This is a genomic window from Salinispora sp. H7-4, from assembly GCF_013416675.1.
Lineage (GTDB): Bacteria > Actinomycetota > Actinomycetes > Mycobacteriales > Micromonosporaceae > Micromonospora > Micromonospora vitiensis.
In genome coordinates, this window is record NZ_JABZED010000006.1 from 13,631 (window position 1) to 39,868 (window position 26,238).

At 71.1% G+C, this 26,238-nt stretch carries 22 protein-coding genes, 4 pseudogenes and 3 riboswitches; of the genes and pseudogenes, 12 read left to right on the top strand and 14 right to left on the bottom strand.

Going from position 1 to position 26,238, the window contains the following annotated elements:
- A riboswitch (cobalamin riboswitch) is annotated at positions 1 to 218 on the bottom strand.
- Positions 219 to 266: 48 nt separating this feature from the next.
- The 4 genes and pseudogenes from H0524_RS06385 to H0524_RS06400 all read right to left on the bottom strand — a co-directional run.
- Positions 267 to 1,064, bottom strand: coding sequence for an alpha/beta fold hydrolase (locus H0524_RS06385; protein ID WP_180197826.1), 798 nt, complete (start codon positions 1,062 to 1,064; stop codon positions 267 to 269).
- Between the two features lie 48 nt (positions 1,065 to 1,112).
- On the bottom strand, positions 1,113 to 1,913 hold the full coding sequence (locus H0524_RS06390) for an inositol monophosphatase family protein (RefSeq protein ID WP_180197827.1): 801 nt from the start codon (positions 1,911 to 1,913) through the stop codon (positions 1,113 to 1,115).
- Positions 1,914 to 1,942: 29 nt separating this feature from the next.
- Entirely contained in the window at positions 1,943 to 2,659 is a 717-nt protein-coding gene (locus H0524_RS06395; protein ID WP_255435818.1) for a hypothetical protein, read from the bottom strand.
- Positions 2,660 to 2,802: 143 nt separating this feature from the next.
- Positions 2,803 to 3,093: pseudogene (locus H0524_RS06400) on the bottom strand (esterase); the annotation flags it as partial.
- On the opposite strand from H0524_RS06400, the pseudogene H0524_RS06405 reads away from it, so the two are divergent.
- A pseudogene (locus tag H0524_RS06405) lies at positions 3,052 to 3,304 on the top strand (hypothetical protein); the annotation flags it as partial. The pseudogenes H0524_RS06400 and H0524_RS06405 overlap by 42 nt on opposite strands.
- Before the next feature lie 372 nt (positions 3,305 to 3,676).
- Here the strand turns inward: H0524_RS06405 and H0524_RS06410 are convergent.
- Positions 3,677 to 4,144, bottom strand: coding sequence for a hypothetical protein (locus tag H0524_RS06410; protein ID WP_309225033.1), 468 nt, complete (start codon positions 4,142 to 4,144; stop codon positions 3,677 to 3,679).
- 616 nt (positions 4,145 to 4,760) lie between these two features.
- Positions 4,761 to 5,153: an SCO5389 family protein gene (locus H0524_RS06415; protein WP_180197828.1), complete on the bottom strand. Its 393-nt coding sequence runs from the start codon at positions 5,151 to 5,153 to the stop codon at positions 4,761 to 4,763.
- Positions 5,154 to 5,320: 167 nt separating this feature from the next.
- A riboswitch (cobalamin riboswitch) is annotated at positions 5,321 to 5,468 on the top strand.
- 97 nt (positions 5,469 to 5,565) lie between these two features.
- On the opposite strand from H0524_RS06415, the gene H0524_RS06420 reads away from it, so the two are divergent.
- The 6 genes and pseudogenes from H0524_RS06420 to H0524_RS25570 all read left to right on the top strand — a co-directional run.
- Complete coding sequence (locus H0524_RS06420; RefSeq protein ID WP_180197829.1) at positions 5,566 to 6,057, top strand: hypothetical protein; 492 nt, start codon at positions 5,566 to 5,568, stop codon at positions 6,055 to 6,057.
- An 88-nt stretch (positions 6,058 to 6,145) separates the two neighbouring features.
- A riboswitch (cobalamin riboswitch) is annotated at positions 6,146 to 6,284 on the top strand.
- Positions 6,285 to 6,418: 134 nt separating this feature from the next.
- The gene (locus tag H0524_RS06425) at positions 6,419 to 7,864 is read left to right on the top strand and encodes a prenyltransferase/squalene oxidase repeat-containing protein (RefSeq protein WP_180197830.1); all 1,446 of its coding nucleotides are present in this window, start codon (positions 6,419 to 6,421) and stop codon (positions 7,862 to 7,864) included.
- A complete protein-coding gene (locus H0524_RS06430) occupies positions 7,861 to 8,748 on the top strand; it encodes a hypothetical protein (RefSeq protein WP_180197831.1) in 888 nt (295 codons plus the stop codon). The genes H0524_RS06425 and H0524_RS06430 overlap by 4 nt, the downstream gene beginning before the upstream one ends.
- 37 nt (positions 8,749 to 8,785) lie before the next feature.
- Positions 8,786 to 9,934 (top strand): CbiQ family ECF transporter T component, encoded by a 1,149-nt coding sequence (locus H0524_RS06435; RefSeq protein WP_180198051.1) that lies wholly within the window; start codon positions 8,786 to 8,788, stop codon positions 9,932 to 9,934.
- Positions 9,931 to 11,562, top strand: coding sequence for an ABC transporter ATP-binding protein (locus tag H0524_RS06440; RefSeq protein ID WP_180197832.1), 1,632 nt, complete (start codon positions 9,931 to 9,933; stop codon positions 11,560 to 11,562). The genes H0524_RS06435 and H0524_RS06440 overlap by 4 nt, the downstream gene beginning before the upstream one ends.
- 218 nt (positions 11,563 to 11,780) lie before the next feature.
- Positions 11,781 to 12,122 (top strand): annotated as a pseudogene (locus tag H0524_RS25570) (ECF transporter S component); the annotation flags it as partial.
- A 270-nt stretch (positions 12,123 to 12,392) separates the two neighbouring features.
- Here H0524_RS25570 and H0524_RS06450 read toward each other — a convergent pair.
- The 3 genes from H0524_RS06450 to H0524_RS06460 are packed head-to-tail and all read right to left on the bottom strand — an operon-like array spanning position 12,393 to position 16,227.
- Complete coding sequence (locus H0524_RS06450) at positions 12,393 to 14,870, bottom strand: FtsX-like permease family protein (RefSeq protein WP_180197833.1); 2,478 nt, start codon at positions 14,868 to 14,870, stop codon at positions 12,393 to 12,395.
- Positions 14,867 to 15,589 carry an ABC transporter ATP-binding protein gene (locus tag H0524_RS06455; protein WP_180197834.1) on the bottom strand — a complete coding sequence of 241 codons (723 nt, stop codon included), beginning with the start codon at positions 15,587 to 15,589 and terminating at the stop codon, positions 14,867 to 14,869. The genes H0524_RS06450 and H0524_RS06455 overlap by 4 nt, the downstream gene beginning before the upstream one ends.
- The gene (locus H0524_RS06460; protein WP_180197835.1) at positions 15,586 to 16,227 is read right to left on the bottom strand and encodes a PadR family transcriptional regulator; all 642 of its coding nucleotides are present in this window, start codon (positions 16,225 to 16,227) and stop codon (positions 15,586 to 15,588) included. Before H0524_RS06460 ends, H0524_RS06455 begins: the two co-directional genes overlap by 4 nt.
- A 173-nt stretch (positions 16,228 to 16,400) precedes the next feature.
- On the opposite strand from H0524_RS06460, the gene H0524_RS06465 reads away from it, so the two are divergent.
- Positions 16,401 to 16,808, top strand: coding sequence for a RidA family protein (locus H0524_RS06465; protein ID WP_180197836.1), 408 nt, complete (start codon positions 16,401 to 16,403; stop codon positions 16,806 to 16,808).
- Here H0524_RS06465 and H0524_RS06470 read toward each other — a convergent pair whose 3' ends face one another.
- Entirely contained in the window at positions 16,809 to 17,201 is a 393-nt protein-coding gene (locus H0524_RS06470) for a helix-turn-helix domain-containing protein (RefSeq protein ID WP_018728202.1), read from the bottom strand.
- Positions 17,202 to 17,392: 191 nt separating this feature from the next.
- On the opposite strand from H0524_RS06470, the gene H0524_RS06475 reads away from it, so the two are divergent.
- The 3 genes from H0524_RS06475 to H0524_RS06485 all read left to right on the top strand — a co-directional run bounded on the left by H0524_RS06475 (position 17,393) and on the right by H0524_RS06485 (position 19,893).
- The gene (locus tag H0524_RS06475; RefSeq protein ID WP_180197837.1) at positions 17,393 to 18,226 is read left to right on the top strand and encodes an alpha/beta fold hydrolase; all 834 of its coding nucleotides are present in this window, start codon (positions 17,393 to 17,395) and stop codon (positions 18,224 to 18,226) included.
- Positions 18,227 to 18,282: 56 nt separating this feature from the next.
- Entirely contained in the window at positions 18,283 to 19,308 is a 1,026-nt protein-coding gene (locus H0524_RS06480; protein WP_180197838.1) for an alpha/beta fold hydrolase, read from the top strand.
- Positions 19,309 to 19,422: 114 nt separating this feature from the next.
- Entirely contained in the window at positions 19,423 to 19,893 is a 471-nt protein-coding gene (locus H0524_RS06485; RefSeq protein ID WP_180197839.1) for a DNA starvation/stationary phase protection protein, read from the top strand.
- 76 nt (positions 19,894 to 19,969) lie between these two features.
- On the opposite strand, the pseudogene H0524_RS06490 reads toward H0524_RS06485, so the two are convergent.
- The 4 genes and pseudogenes from H0524_RS06490 to H0524_RS06505 all read right to left on the bottom strand — a co-directional run bounded on the left by H0524_RS06490 (position 19,970) and on the right by H0524_RS06505 (position 25,468).
- Positions 19,970 to 20,592, bottom strand: a pseudogene (locus H0524_RS06490) (sigma factor).
- Complete coding sequence (locus tag H0524_RS06495) at positions 20,589 to 20,999, bottom strand: YciI family protein (RefSeq protein WP_180197840.1); 411 nt, start codon at positions 20,997 to 20,999, stop codon at positions 20,589 to 20,591. The pseudogene H0524_RS06490 and the gene H0524_RS06495 overlap by 4 nt, the downstream one beginning before the upstream one ends.
- Before the next feature lie 154 nt (positions 21,000 to 21,153).
- Positions 21,154 to 22,566 carry an alpha/beta hydrolase gene (locus H0524_RS06500; protein WP_180197841.1) on the bottom strand — a complete coding sequence of 471 codons (1,413 nt, stop codon included), beginning with the start codon at positions 22,564 to 22,566 and terminating at the stop codon, positions 21,154 to 21,156.
- Between the two features lie 148 nt (positions 22,567 to 22,714).
- Positions 22,715 to 25,468 (bottom strand): penicillin acylase family protein, encoded by a 2,754-nt coding sequence (locus H0524_RS06505; protein ID WP_180197842.1) that lies wholly within the window; start codon positions 25,466 to 25,468, stop codon positions 22,715 to 22,717.
- A gap of 104 nt (positions 25,469 to 25,572) precedes the next feature.
- On the opposite strand from H0524_RS06505, the gene H0524_RS06510 reads away from it, so the two are divergent.
- The gene (locus H0524_RS06510) at positions 25,573 to 26,238 is read left to right on the top strand and encodes a hypothetical protein (RefSeq protein WP_180198052.1); all 666 of its coding nucleotides are present in this window, start codon (positions 25,573 to 25,575) and stop codon (positions 26,236 to 26,238) included.

Consider the following 26,238-nt stretch of genomic DNA (forward strand, 5'->3'; position numbering starts at 1 on the left):
CGACGCGTACGGCGCGCTGGCAGGTCTTCGGACTCGCGGGCACGCCCGGGGACCCGGTCGCCTACTGGCCGTCGCTTCCCAGGCTTCGATCAGCCCAGTGCGTGATGACGGCGGTCGTTCCCACTCACCGCTGCGGGGCAGTCCCGGACTTCCACCGGGTTCCCTCTTGCCTCGGCCACTCCCGGTGGGAGCGCCGAACCAGCTACGGGAGACACCATATATGCCACCCCCACCCGACATGCAACACCAGATGTCGTGTCGGCGTGTCAGCGGTGGAGAAACTGCCCCAAGGCGCGCACCCAGGCGCCCCGGTCTTCCAGGTGGACGTCGTGCCCGGCGCCGGCAACAACCACCCGTTCGACATCCGGACGCAGGGACACCATGCGCCGCACCTCGGCGGCGGGGATGATCCCGTGCTCGCCAAACACCAGCAGGGTGGGGGCCTGCACCCGCTGCCACTCGTCCCAGCAGGCCCGGTCGGCGACGGCCGCGATAGCCCCCCGCATCACCCCCGCCTCGAATCGCGGCCAGAGCCCGTCCGGGCGCCGGTCCAGGTCCCGCAGCCAGGCCTGCGCCACCGGGGTGTCGCCCAGAAACTGGGCGGCCTGGCGAACATCGGCGAACGGCACCGGCCACGAGGCGAAGAAGGCACCCAGCTCGGCCGGGTAGTCCCCCCGCTCCTCGCGGCCCCCGACCCCGCCCTCCAGCAGCACCAGCCGACGCACCAGCTCGGGATACTCGGCGGCGAAGAGCAGCGCGGTGTGCCCACCCATCGACTGGCCCACGACCGTCACCGGCACGCCGCCCGCGAGCTCAGCGACCACAGCGAGCACATCCTCGACGTACGCCCGGCGGGAGAGATCCTGCGGCCGCCGGGTCGAGTGACCGTGCCCGCGCTGATCCACCACGATCACGCGGTGCTCCGGCAGCAGCGCCTCCGCCGTCGGCACGAACTCCGCCGCGCTGCCGGCCAGCCCGTGCAACAGCACAACCACCTCGTCGCCGGAGCCGCCCACGAGGCAGGACAGCGCCACCCCGTCCCGATGGATCGTCACCCGCTGCACCGTACTAACTCCCTCACCCTGGCGACCCGGAAACCGCCGCAACCCTACTCAGGCCGGCCTTTGGTTCTCAATGGACTTAAGCAGGGCGTGGTGCGTCCGCTCGTCGGCAGCCACGACCAGACCACCCAGCCCGGAGTGGGGCGGCCGTCCGTCGATTCCGGAGACCACGCAACCCGCCGCCTCGCAGAGAGCGATCCCGGCGGCGAAGTGCACGCTGTCCCGCAACTCGTGGCCGTCGGTGACGTAGCCGGCGCGGCGGCCGGCGGCGACCCAGGTCACGGCCAGGGTGGTGGAGAGCACCCGGGGGCGAAACCGCGCGGTGAAGCCGGCATCAGTCAGGATCCGAGCAGCGTGGAAGACCTCCCCGTTGGGAAACGGCGGATCCAGGTTGAGGTCCACCAGCGCGGAGTCGGCCGAGGGAACGAGCCGCTCGTCCGTACCGCCCCGACGGAGGTGGGCGGCGGTGCCGTCGGTCCAGAACACCTCGTCGTTGAACGGGTCAGCCGCGGCGGCCACCACTGCCTGCGTACCGGCCTGCAGCGCCACATTGACCGCGACCAACATGCTGCGCACCGCATAGTTCAAGGTCCCGCACAACGGGTCAACCAGCCATCGACGTCCGCTGTCGCCAGCGCCGGAGCGCCCGCTCTCCTCCCCCACCAGGAGGTCATCCGGGCGCGCCGCGCGGAGAAGGTCCAGGATCGCCTTTTCCGCCGCGAGGTCGGCCGCGGTGGCGAAGTCTCCGGCACCCTTCGCGAACCGGGCCAGTGTGGATCCATAGTGGTTGCGGACGACCGTGGCTCCCGCCGACGCCGCCTCGATCGCCAACGCCTGATCTGTGCTCGACATACCCGACACCACAGGTACGCGTTGAGCGCTCACCGATCGGCCGGGTCCGCGCGGAAAACCAGCACCGCGGCGGCGATCAGCGGGCTGAGGACGACGATCAGCGCACAACTACTCAGCACGTCGCGCGGCACCCAGATGACGTTGTCACCGATTCCCGCCGAGTTCGCCAGCAGTGCCAACACGTACACCGAACCGAAGGCCGCGAAAGCAATACGGACACGCCGCCACCGGGCATTCCGCCTGCGCGTCCCGGCTGGTCTACGGGCTCGGGGCCGCCCACGTTCTCCGGACGCTACGACCGCATCCACCGTACGCGGAGATGCGATCGTCGTCCTGGCGGGGCGTAGCTGAAGCTGAACGAGGCCGCGGATGGCCCAACCCAGCAGTGGAAAAAGGACCAGTGTCGCGAGCATTGCGTGCACCGCCCAGGCACCCAGCAGGGTAGGACCGCCCCACGCGTCGTAGTAGGTGCTGGCCCATATGCTGCCCTCGTGGCCACCCAGACCGAGCACCTGCCGCAGCGGGTAGCCGACATTGATCAGCATGATGCCGGCGAGCACCACGGTGAGAGCGGTGGTCACCAGTGCGAGAGGTAGGGCAAGGATCGAGGCCACGAAACGGCGGCCCTTCAGCGTTCTCATTGCTGAGGGCACCGTCGTAGTGGCCGTGGCCAGCCGGCGCCACATGTCCGGCCCGTACGTCTGCTCGACATAGCGGAGTAGCGCTGCTGTCACTCGGTTCTGCATGCTGAGCTATCTTTCGCCACGTCGCGACCCAGAGCATCCGGACTGTCCCCTATTTCTCCCTGACCGACCCGGATGCCACGGACCTGCGCCGAACCCGCCATATACATGGCCACCACCATGATCGACGCCCCGTAAGGCGTGTTTCAGACTGTCTGGTGGGAGAGCACCGACCGGAGGGCCTCGATCAGGCCCGTCGTCCTGGGGTCCGGGGCCATGGTGACGCGCAGCCCGTTCGTCACGTACCCGAAGGCGATCCCGCTGGCCGGGTCGGCGTAGCCGAGTGAGCCGCCGTGCCCGGGGAAGCCGAAGGCGGTCGGTGACCACCAGGGCTGCTCCGGCAGGGGCAGGCCGAAGCCGAGCGCCGGCCGGGTCGGCACCCACAGCACCTGGTCAACGCCGTTGGCCTGTTCGCGGGTGGCGGCGAAGGTGGCCGGGACTACCCGGTCTCTGACGAGGGACGCTGGATGGCCACCGCCGAGTGGGGCGGTCACGTCCGGCCACTCCTGGCCGCCACTCCGCCCGGCTGGCTGCTCAACCGCTCCGACACGCTGCGAGACGGCGGCCGAACTCAACGCGCTCGGCATCAGCCGCCAGTCCGCGCACGAGCGGTTCCGCAAGATCAGCCCGCCGAAGCCCCCCAGCTAGCCGATGTCTCCGCTACTACTGACGCATTCCAGGAAATCGCGGAGTAGATGACCACATGGTGTTGAGGTCATGTCGATGCCGTTGGAGTCAGTCCCGCTCACGGAGGTGCTGCACCCACTGAGAGAAACCGCCGAGCGACTACCCCACGCTCGCGCGGTGCGGCTACGCGGAGGCCGAGCAGATGGCGGCGATCAGTCGCGCCTCCTCCACGTCCCGGTGCTACACCCTACGTTTCACCACAACGATGCGGCAATGAAATGGGACGAACTCTTCTCTATGTAAACGACGCAGGCCAATGCTGCGGTAACCCAAGGAACGAAGATCACCGCAGCATTGCACTACCAGATGAAGGAAATACCTTCAGTGGGCCTTCTACGCCCAGCCAGGGACAGGATCCTCGCAATGCTCCTCAGAGTCATCCAGAACCTTACAGACCTTCACCAATACCGGAGTCTCCTCCGCCAAGTTTCCACCCTCCCACGGGCTACAGTAGGGGGATTTATGGCCGTGGGTCGTAGCAACCCGATCAGTCTCCCAGGTTCCGGTGGGATTGATGTCCATCCGAACCTCAACCCGCCAGCCGTCGGGGTAATAGTCGCACGCCTGGATCGAATCCCCCGGAATCGCGTCGACCGGATCTGCATTGAATTTACCGATGCCGATCAGGTTGGCGCCTTCCCAGTACTCCGTCCACACGTCCTGTGACTGGATGCTGACGTCATCCGGATTTTGCTGGGCAACGACATCGGCTTGGGCAGCGCCCGGGAAACCCAGAGCGACAGCGAAAACCGAAGTGGCCGCCAACAGCATACGACCTGGCGATCTTGTCACACTCTTCACGCGAACTTCCCCCAATCGGGGGCGACTCTAACCCACTCGACCCCCGTCGTAGTTAGTGTCGACATAGTTTCACACGATCAGCCCACATCTCAAGTGGCGATATTCATCCCCGTTTGGAACGCACTCCGGAAGCAGAGCCAGCCTTCCCTATGGCGGCAACTAGCACCCAGCCGAGGCTAATGCAACTAGCATCTTTGCTACCTATGGTCCAACTGGCGCAACACTGGCGGTGACACCATTATGACTCTCATCGATCAATACGGTTAAAGGGTAACTTTTCGGGGCGTCTCTACGGCACGCCAACTCCTCGCCGCTACTAATTTGGAGGGGCGAACGGCCAGCCACCCCTTGAAGTCCGGACTGGCCATGCCCACCTTGTTGAACGGGTGGATGCCGCACCGAGGGTGCGCTCTTGCTGGCCAAGCCCGCCGCTCCCCAGGTGCGGGCGAAGCCGACGGTGCGCGAGGGTGCGGCCTTCACCGCGATCGGCGACTTCATGCACCAGTCACTACTCTCGCCGCGGACGAGCGCCGCACTGTCAGGCTACTGCGAAGATCGGGGGTGCCCGACGCCGACGGGGGTGGATCAACCCGCCGGTCGCCGGGCGGTAGCCGGATCAACAGTTGCGCAGCTCGGGAGATTGGTTGAGTAGCTGACCGCGGACGGAGATGAAGCGGCGGTAGGTCTCCGAGTCCACTACGGAGTGCCGGAACGCCGCGACCCGGTGACAGTTCTGGAAGGCCAGCTTGACGCCGAAGTGACGCTCGAGGCTGGACCGGATGGCGTCACTGGCCAGCGCACGCAGGAGCTGACCCCGCTCCTCCTCGGTCGGCGGCGGGACGACGTTGTCGGCGAACTCGGCGTCGGAGGACGCCAGCTCCGCCGCCACCCGGCTGACGGTCTGCCAGGCGTACGGCAGGGAGTCGCGGACGCAGGAGACGAAGGCGCCGTCGTCAACGGGGCCCGACTCGGCGGAGCGCAGCAGGTCCGGTGGCACGGTGAGAGACATGATCCTCCTCAGTTGATAATGATCGTGGTTTTCATTACCGTTGCGTGCTGAGCACACCACGCGACGTCCACCGCGTCAATGACGCCGGATGGCGTGGCTCGGTCGGATTCACCCGATGCGCGGTCTTCAGGACATGCGCCCGTCCCGGGGCATTTGACAGCGCTGCTCGCGCCGCCCCAGACTGTCGCGACAACTGAACCACCGCGTCTGTGCGGGGGAAGTCCGGTCACAATCCGGCGCTGGCCCGCAACGGTAGGCCGTCGAGGTGCATCCCGACGGCGAGCCCGAATACCCGCCACACTCGCGCACTGCTATCCACCCGTCGTGGCCCACGGGTCGGAGGCCCCGACCCGACGCTGACCAGCAGCGATCGGCTGGGTTCTGACGACCGCAGGGCGGAAAGGCACTCCTGATGGTCGTGTCCCACCTCCGAACCACCCTCCGCACCCGCGTCGCCGGCCTGTTGGCCGCCGCCGTCGCCGGGATCGCCCTGACCGCTGTCGAGCCCGCACCCCAGGCCGCCCGCGCCGACGCCTGCGACGGCACCTCGGGCGTCACCGTGGTGATCGACTTCACCGCGTTCGGCGGCGACGTCGAGGTCGCGTGCGCCCCCGGCGACCCGGACACCGGGCTGGCCGCCATCCAGGACGCCGGCTTCGCCGTCGAGGGCACCCTCCGCTGGGGCCTGGCCTTCGTCTGCCGACTCGGTGGACTGCCCACCCCGGACGTCGAGCCCTGCATCGACACCCCGCAGGCCAGCGGGTACTGGTCGTACTGGCACGCGCCCCGGGGCGGTGACTGGGAATACAGCGACAAGGGCGTGCTCAACTACGACCCGGCCCCGGGCAGCGTCGAGGGTTGGTCCTACGGCGCCAGCGAGCCGCCGAGCATCCCCGCCCCCTGAGCCACCGCACCGACGGTGTGACCAGGGGCGCACCTGGGTGCTCGTCTCGGGCTCTGGCGTCGTCGCACGCCCGGGCGATACGGTGACGGGCGCCCGGTGCGCACCGGGCACAACTGCATAAGTCCTGTGTGGGGGGAAGCCGGTGCGATGCCGGCGCTGACCCGCAGCCGTGAGCGAGAGAACCCTCTCGCGAGCCGGAATGCCCCGCCCGGGACGAGCGGCTTCCACTGTCGAGGTCTACAGGGTGAAGTCCGGTCAAGGCCGAGGTCCGTCCACCCCGCTCACCGCAGCACGCGGAGCGGGGTTTTCGTTCCCCGGGGTGCTTGCCGGAGCTCACCCTCCGCTACGAAAGGCACCCCTCATGGCCCTGTCCCGGCGCCTCGCCACCGGTCTCGGCGTGGCCGCGGCAACCACCCTCGCCGCGGTGGCCGCCGCTCCCCCAACCGTGGGGGCGGCACCCGACCCGGACCACGCCGCCGCGGCCCGCGCCGCTGCGTCCTGGCTGGCCGACGAGTTCACCGACGGCGTCCTGCCCAGCCCGTTCAACCCGGAGGCGGGGGACTGGGGGCTGACCATCGACGGTCTCCTCGCCCTCTCCGCCACCGGGGTCGACCCGTCGACCCGGCAGGCAGCGACCGCCCAGGTCGCGGCGAACGTGCGCGCCTACAACAGCTGGGACAACTGGAGCACCGAGGACGTCACCGACGGCGGGGCGACCGCGAAACTGCTCTACGCCGCCTCCGCCGCCAACGCCGACCCCACCGACTTCGGCGGTTACGACCTGCGGGCCGAGACCCTGTCGCTGATCGCCGGAGCGGACACCGACCACCAGCGGGGACGGCTCTCCAACCGGCCCCGAGCGCAGGCCGGCCTGGCCCCCAGTAACACCTTCGACCAGTCCTTCGCCGTGCTGGGCCTGACCCGCAGCGGCGGCGTACCGCAGGACGTGGTGGACTTCCTCATCCGGCAGCAGTGCGCGGCGGGCGGCTTCCGCCTCTACCCGGACACCGCCGACGGGCCCTCACCGTCCTGCGACGACCAACCCGACGCCGCCCTCGACGTCGACTCGACCGCGATGGCCGTGCAGGCACTGCTGAGCGCCGCCGAGGACGGCGCCGCCGACGCCGCCGACGCGGCCGCCGCCGGGGCGGACTGGCTGGTGTCCCAGCAGCACACCGACGGGTCGTTCGCGGGCTCCGGACCGACCGCCGGGAAGAACTCCAACAGCACCGGCCTGGCCGGGCAGGCTCTCGCCGCCGCCGGCCGCGACCCGGAGGCCACCGAGGCGGCGGTGGCGCTGGCCGCTTTGCAGGTAACCGGGGCCAACGGCGGGGCGGCTGCCGCGGAGGCGGGTGCCATCGCCTACAACGCCGAGGGGCTCGCCGCCGTCGTCGAGAACGGACTCGGCGACGGCAGCCGGGACGAGTGGCGTCGCGCCACCGCCCAGGCCCTGCTCGGGCTCGCCCAGGTGCCGCTGGGTCGGATCGGCCTCGACCCGCCGCCGACCGGGCAGCCCACCCCGACCGGCACCGCCTCCCCCACCGCCTCGCCGACCGCCAGCGGATCGCCGACGCCGACCGGCACAGCCACCGCCAGCCCGACACCGAGCGCCACCGGGACCGCCCCGTCGGAGCCCCCCGCCGCGTCACCGACCGCCAGCGCTCCGGTGACTCCCACGCCGACCACCTCCAGCCCGGGTGGGCTGCCGACCACCGGCGCCGCGATCACCAGCTACGTGCTGCTCGCGGTGCTGCTGCTCGGTGGCGGCGTCGGGCTGCTCATCCTCGGCCGTCGGCGGGCGAATTGAGCCGCAGGACGCTCCGTGGCTCCGCGGCCATCGCCCTGGTCGCCGCCGGCTCGGTGATCGGGCCGGGTAGCCCGGCGGCGGCCGCCGGGTCCGCCGGCTACTGCCCGGACGCCTCCGGCGTCACCGTCGTGGTCGACTTCAACGAACTCGGGGGCGGGACCGTGGTCCGCTGCGCCCCGGGCAGCCAGGCCACCGGGCTGGCCGCGCTGAAGAGCGCCGGCTTCCAGATCACCGGCACGCTGCGCTGGGGCGAGGGATTCATCTGCCGGATCGAGGGCAAACCGTCGGCGGGCGCGGAGAAGTGCGTCGACACGCCGCCGGCCAGCGCCTACTGGTCGTACTGGCACGCCCCGAACGGGGGCAACTGGACCTACAGCGACAAGGGGGTGCTGAACCGTACGCCCCCGGCAGGCAGCTTCGAGGGCTGGTCGTTCTCCCTCAACCGCCCCGACGACGCGCCCCGCCCGGGGGTCACCCCGAGCCGCCCCGCACCGCCGCCGCCCGCCTCGCCACCGGCACCGCCGGCACCACCACCGGCGAGCGACGTACCGGTGGCACCACCGCCGGCGGGCGGTGCTGGCGCGCCGCCACCCGCCGACGGTGGTCAGCCCGGGGCAACCGGCGGGCCGACCACCGTTGGCCCGTCGACCTCGGCCACCGCCGCGCCGTCGGCCAGCGCGGCGGGCTTCCCGTCCCCGGAGACCGCTGCCGCCGCCACGCGGCCGGGCTCCGCCGACGAGCCCGTGCTGACCGACGCCGTCGCCGCCCGCGAGGACGGGGGCGTGCCGCTGGGCACGCTGGTCGGGGTGCTGCTGCTGGCCACACTCGCCGCCGGGGGCCTGGTCGCCGCCCGACGACGGCGGGTCGCCGACCCGGATGACTGACGCCGCGGTGGACCGCCCCGCGACCGCCGATCCCCGGATGACTGACGCCGCGGTGGACCGCTCCACGGCCGCCGATCGGTGGTCGGCCCGCTGGTCCGCCTGGCGCCTGCCCCGCGGGCTACACCCGGGCGCCTGGTGGCTGTGGGCGCTCGGGCTGGCCACCGCGGCCAGCCACACCACCAACCCGCTGGGGCTCACCCTGCTGGTCGCGGTCGCCGCGCTGGTGGTCGTGCAGCGACGCGGGCACGCCCCCTGGGCGCTGGCGTTCCGGATGTACGTCTGGCTCGGTGTGGTGATCGTCGCGATGCGGGTGGTGTTCCGGATCGTCTTCGGTGGCGGGCAGGGCGAGTACGTGCTGGTCCGGTTGCCGGAGATCCCGCTGCCGGAGTGGGCGGCGGGTATCCGCCTGCTCGGGCCGGTCGCCGCCGAGCAGGTCCTCGGTGGGTTCTACGACGGGCTGCGGTTGGCGACGATGCTGATCTGCCTGGGGGCGGCGAACGCCCTGGCCAACCCGAAGCGGCTCCTCAAGGCCGTACCGGGAGCGTTGTATGCGGTGGGCACGGCGGTGGTGGTCGCCCTGTCGGTCGCCCCGCAGCTGGTGGAGAGTGTGCTGCGGGTCCGGCGGGCCCGCCGGCTGCGGGGTGCGTCCGGGCGGGGGACGCGGGCGTTCCGGGGGGTCGCGCTGCCGGTGTTGGCCGACGCGTTGGACCGGTCGCTGGCGCTGGCCGCGGCGATGGACTCGCGTGGCTACGGCCGGACCGCGGCGGTCCCCGCCGGGCAGCGGGCGGTCACCGGCACGCTGGTCCTCGGCGGCCTGCTCGGCGTCTGCGCCGGCACCTACGGGCTGCTCAACACCGTCGGACCCGGTTACCTGGGGCTGCCGCTGCTCCTCGCCGGGCTGGCCGCCGCCGTGGGCGGCATGCTGCTGGCCGGCCGCCGGGTCCGCCGCAGCCGCTACCGGCCGGACCGCTGGCGGCTGGCCGAGCTGCTCGTCGCCGGGTGTGGGATCGCCGCGGCCGGCCTCATGATGCTGGCCGGCACGGCCGACCCGGAGCTGCTCTACCCCCCGGTCAGCCCGCTCACCTGGCCCGAGCTGACCCCCCTGCTGCTGCTCGCCGTCGCTGTCGCGGCCGTACCGGCCTGGCTCGCGCCGCCGCCGACACCTGTCCCGAGAGATCAGACATGATCACATTTGACCGGGTGACCGTCCGCTACACCGAGGACGGGCCACCGCCGCTTCGCGACGTGACGCTGACCGTCGAGGAGGGGGAGCTGTGCCTGGTCGCCGGGCGTACCGGGGCCGGCAAGTCGACCCTGCTGCGGGCGATCAACGGCCTGGTGCCGCACTTCACCGGCGGCACCCTGCACGGCTCGGTCACCGTGGACGGCCGGGACACCCGCCGGCACCCGCCCCGCGACCTCGCCGACGTCGTCGGCGTCGTCGGCCAGGACCCGCTCTCCGGGTTCGTCACCGACACCGTCGAGGAGGAGCTGGCGTACGGGATGGAGCAGCTCTCCCTGCCGCCGGCGGTGATGCGCAAGCGGGTGGAGGAGACGCTGGACCTGCTCGGCATCGCCGAGCTGCGCGACCGGCCACTCCGGACCCTCTCCGGCGGACAACAGCAACGGGTCGCCATCGGTGCCGTCCTCACCAGCCACCCCCGGGTCCTGGTGCTCGACGAACCCACCTCCGCGCTGGACCCCACGGCCGCCGAGGACGTCCTCGCCGCGGTCACCCGGCTGGTCCACGATCTCGGCGTCACCGTGGTGCTGGCCGAGCACCGGCTGGAACGGGTCATGCAGTACGCCGACCGCCTGCTCTACCTGCCCGGCGACGGGCGGGTGCTCGACGGGCCACCCGCGGCGGTGCTGGCCGGCGTGGAGCTGGCCCCACCCCTGGTCGAGCTGGGCCGCCTGGCCGGCTGGGACCCGCTGCCGCTGTCGGTACGCGACGCCCGCCGCCGCGCCGCCGGGCTGCGTGGTCGGCTCGCCGAGGGAGCGCCCCCCGCGCCGGCTCCCACCCCGAACCCGACGACGGCGCTGAGCGCGCGGAAGGTCGTCGTACGGTATCCGGGCACCGTGGCCGTGGCCGGCGTCGACCTCGACCTCCAGGTTGGCCAGGTCGTCGCCCTGATGGGCCGCAACGGTTCCGGAAAGTCCAGCTTGCTCTGGGCCGTGCAGGGTAGCGGCCCCCGGCAGGGCGGCGCGGTGACCGTGACCGGCGCGGCGGGGGCCGTCGACCCGAAGAGCCTGCCGGCGCACCAGGCCCGCCGGCAGGTCGGGCTGGTTCCGCAGACCCCGGGCGACCTGCTCTACCTGGAGACGGTCGACGGCGAGTGCCACCAGGCCGACCAGGAGACCGAGGCGGCGGCCGGCACCTGTCGCGCCCTGCTGGACCAGCTCACCCCCGGACTGCCCGGTGACCGGCACCCGCGGGACCTCTCCGAGGGGCAGCGGCTGGCGCTCGCGCTCGCGGTGCAGCTCACCGCCGCCCCGCCGGTGGTACTGCTGGACGAACCGACCCGCGGCCTGGACTACCTCGCCAAGCGGCAGTTCGTCGCGCTGGTGCGGGGGCTGGCCGCCGCCGGGCGCGGCGTGGTGGTGGCGACGCACGATGTGGAGTTGGTCGCGGCGCTGGCCGACCGGGTGATCGTGATGGCCGACGGCGAGATCGTGGCCGACGGCAGCACCGCGGAGGTCATGCTCGCCTCGCCCGCCTTCGCCCCGCAGGTCGCCAAGGTGCTGGCCCCGGCGCCGTGGCTGACGGTGGATCAGGTCGCCGCCGCGCTGGTGGCGGAGCGGGAGCCGGCGTGAGTGTGCTGCGGGTCGCTCCGCGCACCGCCGTGGTGCTGGTGCTCGCGTCGGTCGCCGCGCTGGCCACCTTCACCTGGCCGCTCTTCGTCCCGGTGCAGCCGGAGAGCACCGCCCGCGCCGGGGAGGCACCGCTGGTCTTCGTCGTCATGTTGCCGGTGTTGGTGGCGCTGGTGCTGGCGGAACTCACCTCCGGTGGGATCGACAGCAAAGCCCTGGCGATGCTCGGGGTGCTCGCCGCGGTCAACGCCGCGCTGCGCCCGCTCGGTGCCGGTACCGCCGGGATCGAGACGGTGTTCTTCCTGCTGGTCCTCGCCGGCCGGGTCTTCGGACCGGGGTTCGGCTTCCTGCTCGGCTCCACGTCGCTGTTCGCCTCCGCGTTGCTCACCGCCGGGGTCGGCCCCTGGCTGCCGTTCCAGATGCTCGCCGCCTCCTGGGTGGGGCTCGGCGCCGGCCTGCTTCCCCGCCGGCCCCGCGGTCGCGCCGAGGTCGCTCTGCTGGCCGGGTACGGCGCGCTCGCCGCCTACGGCTACGGGCTGCTGATGAACCTCTGGTTCTGGCCGTTCAGCGCCGGCGCGGAGACCCAACTCTCCTACGTGGCCGGCGCGCCGGTCCTGGAGAACCTGCACCGCTTCGTCGTCTTCACCGCGGTGACCTCCACCTTCGGCTGGGACACCGGACGGGCGATCACCACCGCCGTGCTGATCGCCCTCGCCGGCCCGGCGGTGCTCGCCGCGCTGCGCCGCGCCGCCCGCAAGGCCGCCTTCGGTGCTCCGGTGACCTTCGCCGCTCCGGTGACCTTCGCCGCCCCCGGGCCGGGACTGCCGGCGTCGCTACCGACTTCGCTCCTGCCTCCGCAGGCGGGGAAGCCCGCCGCGGGCCAGCCCCCGGGCCGCGACGATCGCCAGCACGGGTGGGACCAGCACCACCGCCAGCAGGGCGGGCCAGGGTACGTGCCAGCGCAGCTCGACGTTGAAGCCGACGTAGGCCGCCGCCAGCCCGATGCCGGAGATCAGGCCGAGCAGGGTTCCGGCGGCGACGATGAACCCGGCCTGGGCCGCGGCGATGCGCCGGCGGGTACGCCCGGTGGCGCCGACCGCCGCCATGGTGGCTAGGTCGGGGCGGAGTTCGGTCGCTGCCAGCCCGACCGCCACGGTGCTGGCGACCAGGGTGACCAGGACGCTCACCCCGGCCAGCAGGTAGAACATGGTGGTGCTGCGGCGGGTGTCCGAGCCGAGCTCGGCGGCCGCGACGGTGGCCGGCGAGTGCGACCTACCGGCGGCGAGCTGCGCCTGCAGCAGCACCGCGTTCGCCCGGTCCAACTCCGCATCGGTGGGTGTGCGGCTCGGGTCGATGACCACCTGCCGGGGCTGGGTGTCCAGCCCGAGGCGCTGCGCGGTCGCGGGTGAGACCACCAGGCCGGGAAGCTTGGCGAAATATTCCTGTTGGGCGGCCACGACGGCCGGCAGCGAGGTGGCTGCCGGCGAGGTGGGCGCCGCCGAACTGGGCTCCGCCGAACTGGGCTCCGGCCCGCGAGGCAGCAGGGTGACCTGACCGCCCGTGGCCAGGGCGTCGTTGAAGACCACCGCGTCGCCCTGATCCAGGGCAGCCACCTCGGCGGTGGTGGCGGCCCGGCCGGTCACCAGCCGCACGACCTCCGCCCCGCCGATAGCGATGTCGCGCTGCTCGTGGGCGCGAAACACGGTGGGATCGGTGGTGCTGTCGGAGAGGCCCCGGAACACAGTGGGATAGAAGTTACTGGCTGTCCGCAGTGGCACGACGGCGCGGGCCGGCAGGGGCGCGGCCAGCCGCGCCAACCCGGCTGGCCCCAGCAGGTCGGCGAGCTCCGCCGGCACCAGGACCTGACCGGTCCGCGCCTCCACCTGGGTGGGGGTGGCGACACCACGGGCCCCGCCGGCAAGCGCGAGCGCGACGCTACCGGCGACGGCGGCGAGCACCGCGGCCATCGCCGCGGCGGTGCGGAGCCGATGCCGTACGGCGTGGCGCAGCGCCAACCGGGCCGGCATGGGCAACACCCGTGCCAGGGGCGCGCTCACCCGTACCAGCGCGGGTGTGCACATGACGACGCCGAGCAGCAGGGCGACGCCGCCGGCGGCGAGCACCGCCGGTTGACCCTCCGGATTGGCGGAGCCCAGCAACGCGACGGTGGCGACAGCGATCAGCCCCACGCCGGCCACCAGCGCGACCCGGTCCAACCGGGACTGGTCCCGCTGGCCGCCCAGGGCACCGCGCAGGGGTTGCCCCCGGAGGGCGCGCGCCGGCAGCACCGCCGCCAGGACCGCCAGCAGCAGGGTGACCACCGCGGCCCCCGCCACCTGCCCAGCGGGGATCGACACCTCGGTCAACGGGTGGTCGGCGATGCGCTCGATGAGCGGGCCGGCCAGGGCGAAGGTCGCCAGCCCCAGGAGTACCCCGGCGGTCGCGGAGATGACACCGAGCAGCATCCCACCGGCTACGACCACCTTGCGGACCTGCGCAGCGGTGGCACCGGCGGCGGCCACCAACGCCAACTCCCGACGTTGCCGGGCGGCGCCGACGGTGAAGGCCGCACCGACCAGGAGCACGACCTGGGTGCCGGCGAAGCTGACCACGAGCACCGTCGCCGCCGCCTCGATCCGACGTTCCGCGGCGCTGGGGGCACTCCGTTCCCAATACGAGCTAGGCTCCGGCGGCGACCACCCGCTGCCCGGCGGTAGTTGCACCATCAGCTTGCCGCCCGCCGCGGAGAGCGGGGCATCGTTGGGTACGAGCAGCCCGGCGGCGCCCAACGACCGACTCCAGTCGATCAGCCCGACCACGGTGAGCACCCGCTGCGGCATCCCGGCGGTCAGCCGGCCCCCCAACTCCAGGCCCAGCTCGTCGGCCATCGATCGGGTCAGCGCCACCTCGGCCGGCCCGGCGGGGGCCCGGCCGGACCGGAGCACATACCGACCCTGGTTCAGCGGGTGCTCCGGGTCGGTCGCCTCGTAGTCCGACACGCGCAGGTCATCCGGGCCGCGGACCACCGTGCGGGCCTGCGTCAACCCGAGGGTGCGGCTGCCCGCCGGCAGGGTGGCCGCGATCGCGCTGTCGGCGTCTACGATCAGGTCGGCCTGGCCAAACGTGAAGGTGGCGTTCTGCGCCGAGGTGCCGCTGAGGTTGCTCCAACTCGCCAGCAGAACGGTGCCGGCGTACGCGGGGACGAAGAGCATCAGCAGGATCAGCGCGCTCCGGGCCCGATGGCGCAGCGCGGAGCGCCGGGTGATGCGCAGCGCGACCCGCCACGAACCGAACCAGCCGGCGGCGCTCACGACCGCTCCGCCAGCAGGCGCCGGGCGTCGTCGCGCTCCGGAGTGGCGTCCACCAGTCGCCCGTCTCGGAGAAATACCGTGCGGTCCGCCCAGCCGGCGTACCGCGCCTCGTGCGTGACCAACACACCAGCCGCCCCGGCATCGATCCGCGCCCGCAGGACCTGCAACACCGCGAGGCCGGTCTGGGAGTCGAGGGCACCGGTCGGCTCGTCCGCCAGCACCAACCGGCGCTCGCCGACCAGGGCGCGGGCGATCGCCACCCGCTGCTGCTGCCCACCGGAGAGCTGATCGGGGAACCGGTCGGCGACCTCGGGCAGGCCCACTTCGTCCAGCGCGGCGCCAGCCGCCGCGCGCGCCGCCCGCGCACTGCTGCCGCCGAGCTCCAGCGGCAGGGCGACGTTCTCCGCCGCGGTCAGGTCGGTCACCAGGTTGAAGTCCTGGAACACGTAGCCGATGCGGTCCCGGCGCAGGTGGGCCACCGCCGTCGAGTCGAGCCCGCCGAGCCCGACCCCCGCCACCTCCACCGACCCGGAGGTGGGCACCTCCAGACCGCCGGCGATGGAGAGCAGGGTGGACTTCCCCGAACCGGAGGGTCCCATCACCGCGACCAGTTCACCGGCTCGAACGGTCAGGCTGACCCCAGCCAACGCCCAGACCGAGCCCTCGCCGGCCCGGTAGACCCGTTCGACCTCGGCCAGCCGCAACACCACGTCGCTCACCGCCGGGCCCGCCCCGACTCGGCGGTATCGGCAGCCCCGGCAGCCTCGGCAGCCTCGGCAGCCTCGGCCGGGAACGACGCGGGTGCGGAGGCGGAGGCGGAGGCGGGCCGGGTGTACCGCCGCCGCAGCACCGTCCCCTCCACATGATCGAGCCACCGGAGCTCGCCCTCCAGGGCGAAAATCAAGTGATCGAGGAACATCGACCAGGTGAGGTCAACGTCCTCGTTGGCCTGTCGGCGCAGGTCGGTGTAGTCCCGCAGCTGCCGCATCGACTCGGTGCGCTGCTGCTGCACCACGATCGTGATGTCGACGCTCGGATCCTGCGCGGCCATCGCCAACTTGATCGCCAACTCGTTGCGGGGGCGCTCCGTCTCGGGGACCGGGGTGAGGTACCAGTCGGCGAGCGCCGCCCGCCCCGGCTCGGTGAGCGCGTACAGCTCCCGCCCCTGGGCGTCCGCACCTTCGGTGGCGACGAGGCCGTCCCGGACCAGGCGGTCCAGGGTGGTGTAGATCTGACCGACGTTCACCGCCCAGCTGCCACCGGTACGGGTGTCCAGCTCCGTTCGGAGCTGGTACCCGTATTTCGGACCGTCCACGAAGAGGGCCAGCAGCCCCCACCGCACCGCGTTTCGCTGCATAGCCGGGAATTTACCAGGTAAGTACTTACTAAGTAACTCCTGGCGCCGGATGCGGCGCGGCTAGCTGGTTACCGAAAGGTTCTTGGGGTTCGGAAAAGTGCCTTCTTCCCTGCATACGATCGGTTTCCTATGGTGTTCTAGTAACCGAAAGAGAGCGAGAGGAGGCGGTCATCATGGCCGTAACCCTGGTCAACCCGAGCGGACTTCCCGTGGTCGACGTGTACCGGCAGGTGTCGGTGGCGACCGGTTCCAAGCTGATTCACGTCGCAGGGCAGGTCGCCTGGGACGCGGACGGTAATACGATCGGCGAAGGCGACCTGGCCGCCCAGGTCGAGCAGTGCTACCTCAACGTCGGTACCGCACTGGCTGGCGTCGGGGCGTCCTTCGCCGACGTGGTGAAGTTGACCGTGCATGTCGTCGACTGGACCCCGGAGCGGATGCCGGAGCTGCTCGAGGGCATCGCGCGGGCGTCGGCCAAGCTGGGCACCACCCCCATAGCTCCGGCCTCACTGTTCGGGGCCGCGGCGTTGGACGTTCCCGAACACCTGGTCGAGGTTGAGGCGACCGCCGTCCTCGACTGATCACACCTGCGAGGCGTCAAAACGGCGCCGCGACGACTCGATGTGGCTGAAGTGGCGCTGAGTCCAGCCGCACATGCCGTCGACGACGCTCCGTAGCGCCTCACCCGCCCCGGTAAGGGTGTACTCGACCCGGGGCGGGATGGTGGGATACACGGTTCGCTGCACCAGGCCGTTGCGTTCCAGCATCCGCAGGTTCTGGGTGAGCATCTTGTGGCTGATGCCGCCGACCTGGTCGCGCAGTTCACCGAAGCGCATGGTGCGCTGCCCGAGGAACTCGATGATCAGGAATGCCCACTTGTTGGCCACGTCGGAGAAGATCTCTCGTGCCAACGAGTCGGCACGCGCCAGATCGGTGTCTGGCAGCAGTTCGCTCGCCTCGTGTCCGTTACCCATCCACTTACTCTCCATCAGATCCTCAGTAACCACAAGAGAGCACTGATGGCAGGGTCCCGGGTGGTTTTGGTCGTGTGACGAGGGCCACCGCGGGTATATCAGCAAAAGCTAGCGCTGAGAACGTTCGTTCTCTACGGTAGTAACCAACGCAAGGCGAGAACGACCGTTCTCCGAGAATTGAGGGGTTTACCGTGCCGTACATCACTGTGGGAACCGAGAACAGCACCAACATCAACGTGTACTACGAGGACCACGGTCAGGGACAACCGGTGGTACTCATCCACGGCTACCCCCTGGACGGGCACTCGTGGGAGAAGCAGTCCGCGGCCCTACTCAAGGCCGGCTACCGGGTGATCACCTATGACCGGCGGGGCTTCGGTCAGTCCAGCCAGCCCACCACCGGCTACGACTACGACACCTTCGCCGCCGACCTGAACACCGTCCTGGAAACCCTCGATCTCACCGACGTGGTGCTAGCAGGGTTCTCGATGGGCAGCGGTGAGGTGGCCCGCTACCTCGGCCGCTACGGCTCAGCCCGGGTTGCCAAGGCCGCGTTCCTGGCCTCGCTGCAACCGTTCCTGCTACAGACCGACGACAACCCCACCGGCGTACCGCAGGAGGTGTTCGACGGCATCCTCGCCGCAGTCACCGCCGACCGCTACGCCTACTTCACCGACTTCTACCGCAACTTCTACAACACCGACGACACCCTCGGCACCCGCCTGTCCGAAGAAGCGCTACGCAACAGCTGGAACGTCGCCACCGGCGCGTCCTGGTACGCCTCCAGCGCCGCCGTGCCCACCTGGATCACCGACTTCCGCGCCGACATCCCCAAGATCGACATACCCGCGCTGATCCTGCACGGCACCGCCGACAACATCCTGCCCATCGACGCCACCGCCCGCGAGCTTCGCAAGCAGCTACCCGACGCCGACTACGTCGAGATCGACGGCGCACCCCACGGCCTGCTCTGGACCCACGCCGACGACGTCAACCAGGCCCTGCTGACCTTCCTCGCCAAGTAACCCCCGCCGACACCCCTACCCGGTCCCCGGACCGCCGTCACAAAGGAACAACCCGCATGCACCCCGACACCAACCCCGCCCCCGCAGCCGAGACCGGCTCCCGCCGTCGTCCCGGGTGGGCCGCGCTCCTGGCCGCTGTGGCCGTGCTCAGTATCGCCGCCGGCGGCACCGCCATCGCCACCAACAACAGCAGCGAGGCCCAAGCCGGCGGCCCTGCCGCCGCAACCGGCAAGCACGCCGAGCGCAACGAAGGATTCGTCACCACCCGCGACGGCGTCGACATCTTCTACCAGGACTGGGGCCCCCGTAACGGCCGGCCCGTCATCTTCAGCCACGGCTGGCCCCTGAACTCCGACAGCTGGGAATCCCAGATGATGCACCTGGCCGACAACGGCTACCGCGTCATCGCCCACGACCGCCGAGGCCACGGCCGCTCCTCCCAAACCTGGGAGGGCAACGACATGAACCACTACGCCGACGACCTCGCCACCGTCATCAAAAAACTGAAGCTACGCGACGCCACCCTCGTCGGATTCTCCACCGGCGGCGGAGAAGTCGCCCGCTACATCGGCCGACACGGCACCGACCGCATCGCCCAGGTCGCCCTCATCGGCGCAGTCACCCCACTGATGCTCAAAACTCCCGACAACCCCAACGGCGTACCCATCGACGTCTTCGACGGCCTCCGCGAAGGCTCCCTCGCCGACCGCTCCCAGCTCTACCGCGACCTCGCCAACGGACCCTTCTTCGGCGCCAACCGCCCCAACGCCCAGGTATCACAGGGCATGAAGGACACCTTCTGGCTACAGAGCATGCAGGCCGGCCACAAGGCCGCCTACGACTCGATCAAAGCCTTCTCCGAAACCGACCTCACCGAAGACCTCAAGCGCATCGACGTACCCACCCTCATCATCCACGGCGGCGACGACCAGGTCGTACCGATCGAGAACTCCGCCGAGGAAGCCCACAAAATCGTCGCCAACTCCACCCTCAAGGTCTACCCCGGCGGCCCGCACGGCATCACCGACACCCACAAGCAGCAGCTCAACAACGACCTACTCACCTTCGTCAACAGCCTCTAACCATCACCACCGAGGGGTGGGCCGGCCGCACCCGACCGGCCCACCCCTCGCGTCACCACCCCACCCGCCAACAACACCACCCACGCCGCGACAACGCTGAAAAGAGATCCGCTGATGTCCACCACCACCGCCCCCACCGTCGCGCCCACACCCACCCCCGACCGTGTCGGCGGCATCCTGCAGCAGACCCTCATCGACCTACTCGACCTCGCCCTTCAGGCCAAGCAAGCCCACTGGAACGTCACCGGACCTCGGTTCCTGCCCCTACACCAGCAACTCGACACCCTCGCCGACGCCGCACGCGAACACGCCGACAACATCGCCGAACGCGCCGCCGCCATCGGCACACCACCCGACGCCCGCGCCACCACCATCGCCGCCACCAGCCGGCTACCCCAGCTGGACACCGGCGTACTACCGGACGGCACCGTGATCGACAAGATCGGCGACCTCCTCACCACCACCGCAGCCGGAATCCGCCACGCAATCGAGGCCACCACCGACGATCCCATCACCCAAGATCTACTCATCACCACCGGCCACACCATCGAACACCAAGCCTGGCTCCTGCGCTCCCAGCGATAACAGGTTGACCGTTCCAGTGGTCAGGCCCACGAGGGCGTGCACGAAGCCGAAGTCTCCGGCCGGCTTCAACGCCTGCTCAGCTCCGCGGTTGCGAGTTGAGTCGGGCAGCCTGCCGCGTGAGATGGTCACGCTCGGGGAGGCTCGGCGCCGAGCGGGCAGCCTCGGCGTAGCGCCGGGCCGCGGTTACCGGGTCGCCCGCCCGCTCGTGCAGGTACGCCGCGACGGCGGCGTACCTGGGCAGGGCGGGGTCAAGCCCCGCCAGGGCGGCCAGGCCGGTCCTCGGGCCGTCGGCCTCCCCGAGCGCGACCAGGCCCGCGCGATCTGACGGGTGGTCAGACCACCGACCGCGCGCAGCGTGAGCGCGACGGACGAGGCCGGCGTAAGGCAGGGGTGCGCGCAGAGAAAATAGAGCTGCAACGTGTCGTCCACCGCCTCGACCGGCCCGGGGGCGGGCTCGCCCTCGACGCGTACCTCGCGCCGCCGCCGGGAGGTGTCGGCGCGGGCGGCGTCGAGGAACCTGCGCCAGGCCACAGTGATCAACCAACCCCGGGGGTCCCGCGGCGGATTCGCCGGCCATCCGCGCACCGCGTCGACCAGGGCGTCCTGCACCGCATCCTCGGCCGACGCGAAATCCGCACCGCGTCGGACCAGAACCCCGATCACCGCTGGTACGAGGTCCCGCAGCAGCTCCCCGTTCACTCCGGCACAGCCGCCGGCACGCCGTAGAACGGTCGGACCTCCAGCCATTCGTGGATCGGCCTACCGCCCGGCCCGGGGGCCGCCGACAGCTCCCCCGCCAGCTCCACCGCGCGGTCCCACGACTCCACGTCGATGACGTACCATCCGGCGATCAGGTCCTTGGTCTCGACGAACGGCCCGTCGGTCACCGGTGGCCGCCCCTCGCCGTCGTACCGCACGAACGCGCCGTCCGGCGACAGCGCCTGGGCGTCAACGAGTTCGCCCGTCTCCTCCAGCCGCGCCCCGAACTCGTGCATGAACCGCAGGTGCGCGTCGACCTCGTCCGGCGTCCACTGGTCCATCGGCGCCCGGTCCACGGCGGGTGCCGGGCCACCCCGGTAGTGCTTGAGCAGCAGATACTTGGCCATCAACTCCTCCTGACAGGCGACATCTCCGGCAGTAGCTCCGCGCGGGGGCGTACCGACTCCACGCCCCCGCGCGGACACTACTGCGAATCGATCGATCAGGTCGCCTGCCGCACGGGACCGGCAACGACCTCCTGCCGGCCAGCCGACGGTCGGTTCAGGCCGCCGGGCACCGCGCGCCGGGGGCGGGCAGCGTCAAATCGACGAGGTAGCGGTCCACCACGGCCTTCGTGCAGTCGGTGCGCTGGTAGGTGCCGTGGCCCCAACCCTCGTACGTCACCAGGCGGCCATGCCGGCCAAGGTGCTGGGCGACGTTGGTGGCCCAGTTGTAGCCGGTACGGGGGTCGTGCAGGGCGTTGAGCAACAACAGCGGAGTACGGGTCCGTACCTGCGGTACGTGCGGTGGGTTCCGGACCGGCGACGGCCAGCCGAGGCAGGTCTGCACCGCCAGCAGCCCGCTGCCGTACCGGATGTCCGGCCCGGCGGCCGCGGCCACCCGGACCAGGCCGGCGTACTCGGTGTAGTCGCGGATCGGGGCGGGCCAGTCCGCGCAGAAGGCGGCTGCGGAGAGTGGAAGATTCAGCTCGGGGGGCGGGGAGCCGGCCTCCATGTCACGCACGTCGACCGCCAGTTCCGACCAGTCCGGATCGGCAAGCTCCTTGAGCGCCACGGCGGTGACGTCGAAGGCGGTACGCGGCGCGTACTCACCCCGATCCGCCCGGGCCAGCACCTCGGCCCAGACCGCCCGCACGTCCCGACCGTGCAGCACGCACTCGGTGGAGCTGTCGCACCAGGAGACGAACTCGTCGAACGAATCCTGCAGCGCGGCTGCCTGGGTGCGGACGAAGGGGCGCAGCCCCAGGCTGTGGTCGAACACGCCCTCCAGCACGACGGCTCGCACCCGGTGCGGGTACTGCTCGGCGTACTGCTGACCCAGCAGGGTGCCGTAGGAACTGCCGTGGAAGGAGATCTGGCGCTCGCCCAGTGCGCGCCGCAACGCCTCCAGATCGCGCACCGTGCTGAGCGTGTCGGCGTGGTCGAAGACCGGGCTGGTTGGCCGACACCGCTCCCAGAACGCCTGGTTGTAGGCCACCATGGCATCGAAGTCGGCCTGGCTGCCCAGCGGAACCGGCGGCTTGGGCAGCGTCGGGTCCGGGCTGCACTCCGGCGCGGCGCTACGGGCCACCGTCCGTGGGTCGAAGCTGACCACGTCGAACCGGTCGAGCAACTCCTCGCTGAACCGCACACCTTTGCGGATCTTGTCCACTCCAGAGTCTGCTGGACCGCCCGGCCCGAACACCAGCGTGCCCACCCGTTGCTGCGACTCCCGCGCTGGCCGGCGCGCCACGGAGAGCTCAAACGTCGGGCCATGCGGGCGGGACCAGTCCACCGGCAGCCGGAGCTGGGCACACTCCACCGTGCCTTCCGGGGCGGACGCTGGTGGCTCTTCCTGGCATTCACCCCAGGAAAGGGTGGGTGACGCGGGGGTCGGATCGGCCCGGGCCGGCGCGGACACTCCGGCGACCAGGGTGAGCGCGGCGACCGCGGTGGTCAGGGTACGGCTGGGCATGGCGCCTCCTTCAGAACTGCCAAGCCGTCCATACTCGACGAAGGATTCGCACTTGGCTATGGGTGTAGCTCTGGATAGGACCCGGAGCCGCACCCTTAGGGGTCACCCCGCTCCGGCAGGCCCGCACTGCGCGGAAGCCGGCTGGCCGTCACGGCTCCAGGGTGAGCGTCTGCGCCGCCTCCGCCTCGATGCTGGATTCCTTCCAGCGCATCGGCAGGGTCTCCCCGGTGCGCCACAGCTCCAGCTGGTCGTCGTAGTTGCGGTGGAAGGCATGCCCGGAGTTGCCGGTCAGCTGGATCCACCGGGAGGCGTCCAGGTCCGCCAGGTCAACGATCATCCGCATCGACGGGACGGCACTGACCTCGTACCCGTCGGCGGCGTTCCAGCCGGTGGCGTTCACGATCCCGCTGCCGCCGGAGACGCCGACCGGGTCCGCGTTGAAAAGCCACTCGACGACCCCCACCCCCGAGGTGCCGAAGGACTGGTTCCGCACGGTCAACGTGTGCATCCGGCCCCAGCGCCAGTCGGCCGGCTCGTCGCCCTGCTCGCGGGAGAGTTCGCTCACCGCCGCTTCGGCCGCCGCGCGCAGCAGGTCGTCCCGGCCCTCGACGACCTCGGTCTCCGGCCGGTCCCACCACGGCGAGTCGGGCTGGCTGAGCAGACCCCGCACCACCTCGTACGACTGGTCGTTGCCATCGAGCCGGTGGTCCGCGGGCAGCTCGTCGAAGGTCGCCAGGAGCAGGTGCCGCCAGACGGCGTTGTAGTACGCCGCCGCAGCGGAGCGGCGCCCGTCCTCGGTGCCCGGCTCCCCCTCCGCCGGCTGCTGGTAGTCCCACTCCGTCCACAGCTCGGTGGCCGACCGAACCAGATCCGAGGCACCGGCGGCGACAGCCGACCGGACCGCCGGGACGAGCGTCGGCGCGAAACCGTTGCGGTTGTCGAACTGCATGGCCTGCACGTCCGCGACGGTGATCGCCCCGGCCTCCCGGGCCGAGCTGATCAACTCGTGGATGCGCTGGCTGCGGTAGCCGTAGTGCCAGTCGGTGGTGAGCAGGTGCGGGTACGAGGGGCCGATGACGGCCTCGTTGGCGGTGACCAGGTAGCCGGCGGGCGGGTTGAGGACACTCGGCAACTCCGCGAAGGGAAGGAAGCCCTGCCAGTCGTACGCCGAATCCCACCCGGGCGCCATCCACCGCCCGTCTCCCGTGCCCCGCACCGGGATCCGGCCGGGAGCCTGGTAGCCGATGTTGCCGTCGGTGTCGGCGTAGACCAGGTTCTGCGCGGGCACCTCGAACAGCGCCGCCGCGGCACGGAAGTCGGTCCAGTTCGTGGCGGTGTTCAGCTTGAAGATGGCGTCGGCGGTCCGGCCCGGCGCGAGCGCGGTCCAGCTCAGCGCGATGGCGTAGCCGTCGCGCTGCTCGTCGTCGGTGGGCGCCGGCTCGTCGGGGCGCAGCTGCGGGGCGGCGGCGACCGACGCCGGCGAACCCGCCAGATCGACCGGCGGGTTGAGACCGATCTCGCGTAGTTCGGCCGACGCGTCGGAGAGCAGGGGGCCGTGCCCGGAGGCCCGTACGGTGATCGACACGTCCTCGCCGCCGGCGACCTTGATGGTTTCGGCGCGGGTCGTCAACGGCTGCCACTCTCCGTCGACCTGCACCCGGTCGCCGTCCACCCGCTCCAGGTAGAGATCGGTGACGTCGGGGCTCAGGTTGGTGAAGCCCCAGGCGACGTGGGCGTTGTGCCCGATGACTACGCCCGGGATGCCGGAGAAGCTGAAACCGGAGACGTTGATGTCGCATGCGCAGTGCAGGCCGTTCTGGTACCAGATGCCGGGCATGCTGGGGCCGAGGTGCGGATCGTTGGCGAGGATCGGCTTGCCGGTGTCGGTCAGGTCGCCGGCGATAACCCACGAGTTGGAGCCGATACCCCGGCCGGTGCCCACCATGGTGGGCAGCCGGGACAGCCCGCTGGCCAGCGCGGTGACCAGCCCGGTGGCAGCCGTACCAGCGGTGGGATCAGCCGGTTCCGCGACGCCGGCTGGTAGGGCGGTGGCTGGTTCCACCGGGTTCGCGGGGAGCACGCCCCCGCCCGTTCCGGCAGTCTCGGTCCCGGCGGGACCCGAGCGCTCAGCCGGGTCCGGCGAGGCCGGGTCGGCTGCTTGGTCGAAGGCGCCGTCCACGATGCCGCCCGCAACGACGATCGGCTGGTGCCGGTCGAAGGGGTAGCCCGGATACAGTTCCGCAACCTGCTGGCGGGTCAGGCCCGCGGCGAGGAGCGCCGCCCGGGAGATCTCGTCTTTCATGTTGCCGCGCAGGTCCCACGCCATCGCCTTCAGCCAGGCGAGACTGTCCACCGGGTGCCACGCCTCGATCTCATAGCCCGAATTCTGCAGGCCGAGTACGGCGTACTCCAGACTCGCCCGGCCCCCGGCGTTCTCGTCGAGCCAGGCGTTCACCCCGTCGGCGTACACCTGCAGGTAGCGCCTGGTTTCCGGCCCGAGGAGGTCCCACTCCTGCTCGGCGACCCGACGCCACCCCATCGTCCGGAGGTAGACGTCGGTCTCCACCTGGCTCTCGCCGAAGAGTTCGGCGAGCCGGCCCGCGGTGAGATGACGGCGGAAGTCCATCTCCCAGAACCGATCCTGCGCGTGGAGGTAGCCCTGGGCCCGAAACAGATCCTCGGCGGTCTCCGCGTACACCTGGGGGATGCCGTGCTCGTCGCGGTGCACGGTGACCGGCGCGGTGAGCCCGGGCAGCCGAAGTGCACCGTCGTGCTGCGGGAACGCTCGCCGCACCGTCCACACGGCGGTGAGGGTGAGTACGAGGGCCAGTGCGGTGAGGACCGCCACGGTCCAGAGCGCGATCTTACGTATCCGGGGCGAAAGAATACGTGCAGGATTCACACCGAAATCCTAGAGGTTCGATGAGCTATTGGGTGATCTTGAACCTCGGATAACGTTGCCCGGCAGTGGCAGCCATTGACGCGTACGAGCGACGGGAGCGACTGATTAACCCGACGATCGCCCTTCTTCCCAGCGCGCTGCTCGGACCGGCCGTCTGGCAACCGGTGCGGGAACGACTCCGCGCCGCCGGCCGGGACGTCATCGTCGCCGGGGAGCCGGGAGCGAGCGGGACCTCCGTGGTCGAAGTCCTGCGGTGGTACCTGGACAGCCTGCCCACCGGCCGCGACTACGTGCTGGTGCCGCAGAGCAACGCCGGCCTGTACGTCCCGGCCATCACCGCGCAGCGCTCGGTGACCGGGCTCGTCTTCGTGGACGCGATCCTCCCGCCCCAGCAGGGCACCGCCCCGGTGGCACCGCAGCGCCTCCGGGAAATGCTGCAGACCCTCGCCGGGCCGGACGGCGAACTGCCGGTCTGGACCTCCTGGTGGCCCCCGGAAGAGGTCGCCGCCCTCTTCCCGTCCGAACAGGTCAGGGCGGAGGTGTCCGCACAGCAACAGCGCTTTCCGCTCAACTACTTCGCGCAGCGGGTGACCATCGCCGCCGGCTGGTCCGACCGTCCCGCCGGCTATCTCGCCTTCGGCGACGCGTACCAACCCGAACGGGTCACGGCGGAGAGTTGGGGCTGGCGCTCGGTCCGGCTCGACGGCGGGCACCTGCACATGCTGAATGCGCCGGGCGAGGTCGCCGCCGCGATCGCCCGGCTGCTCTGA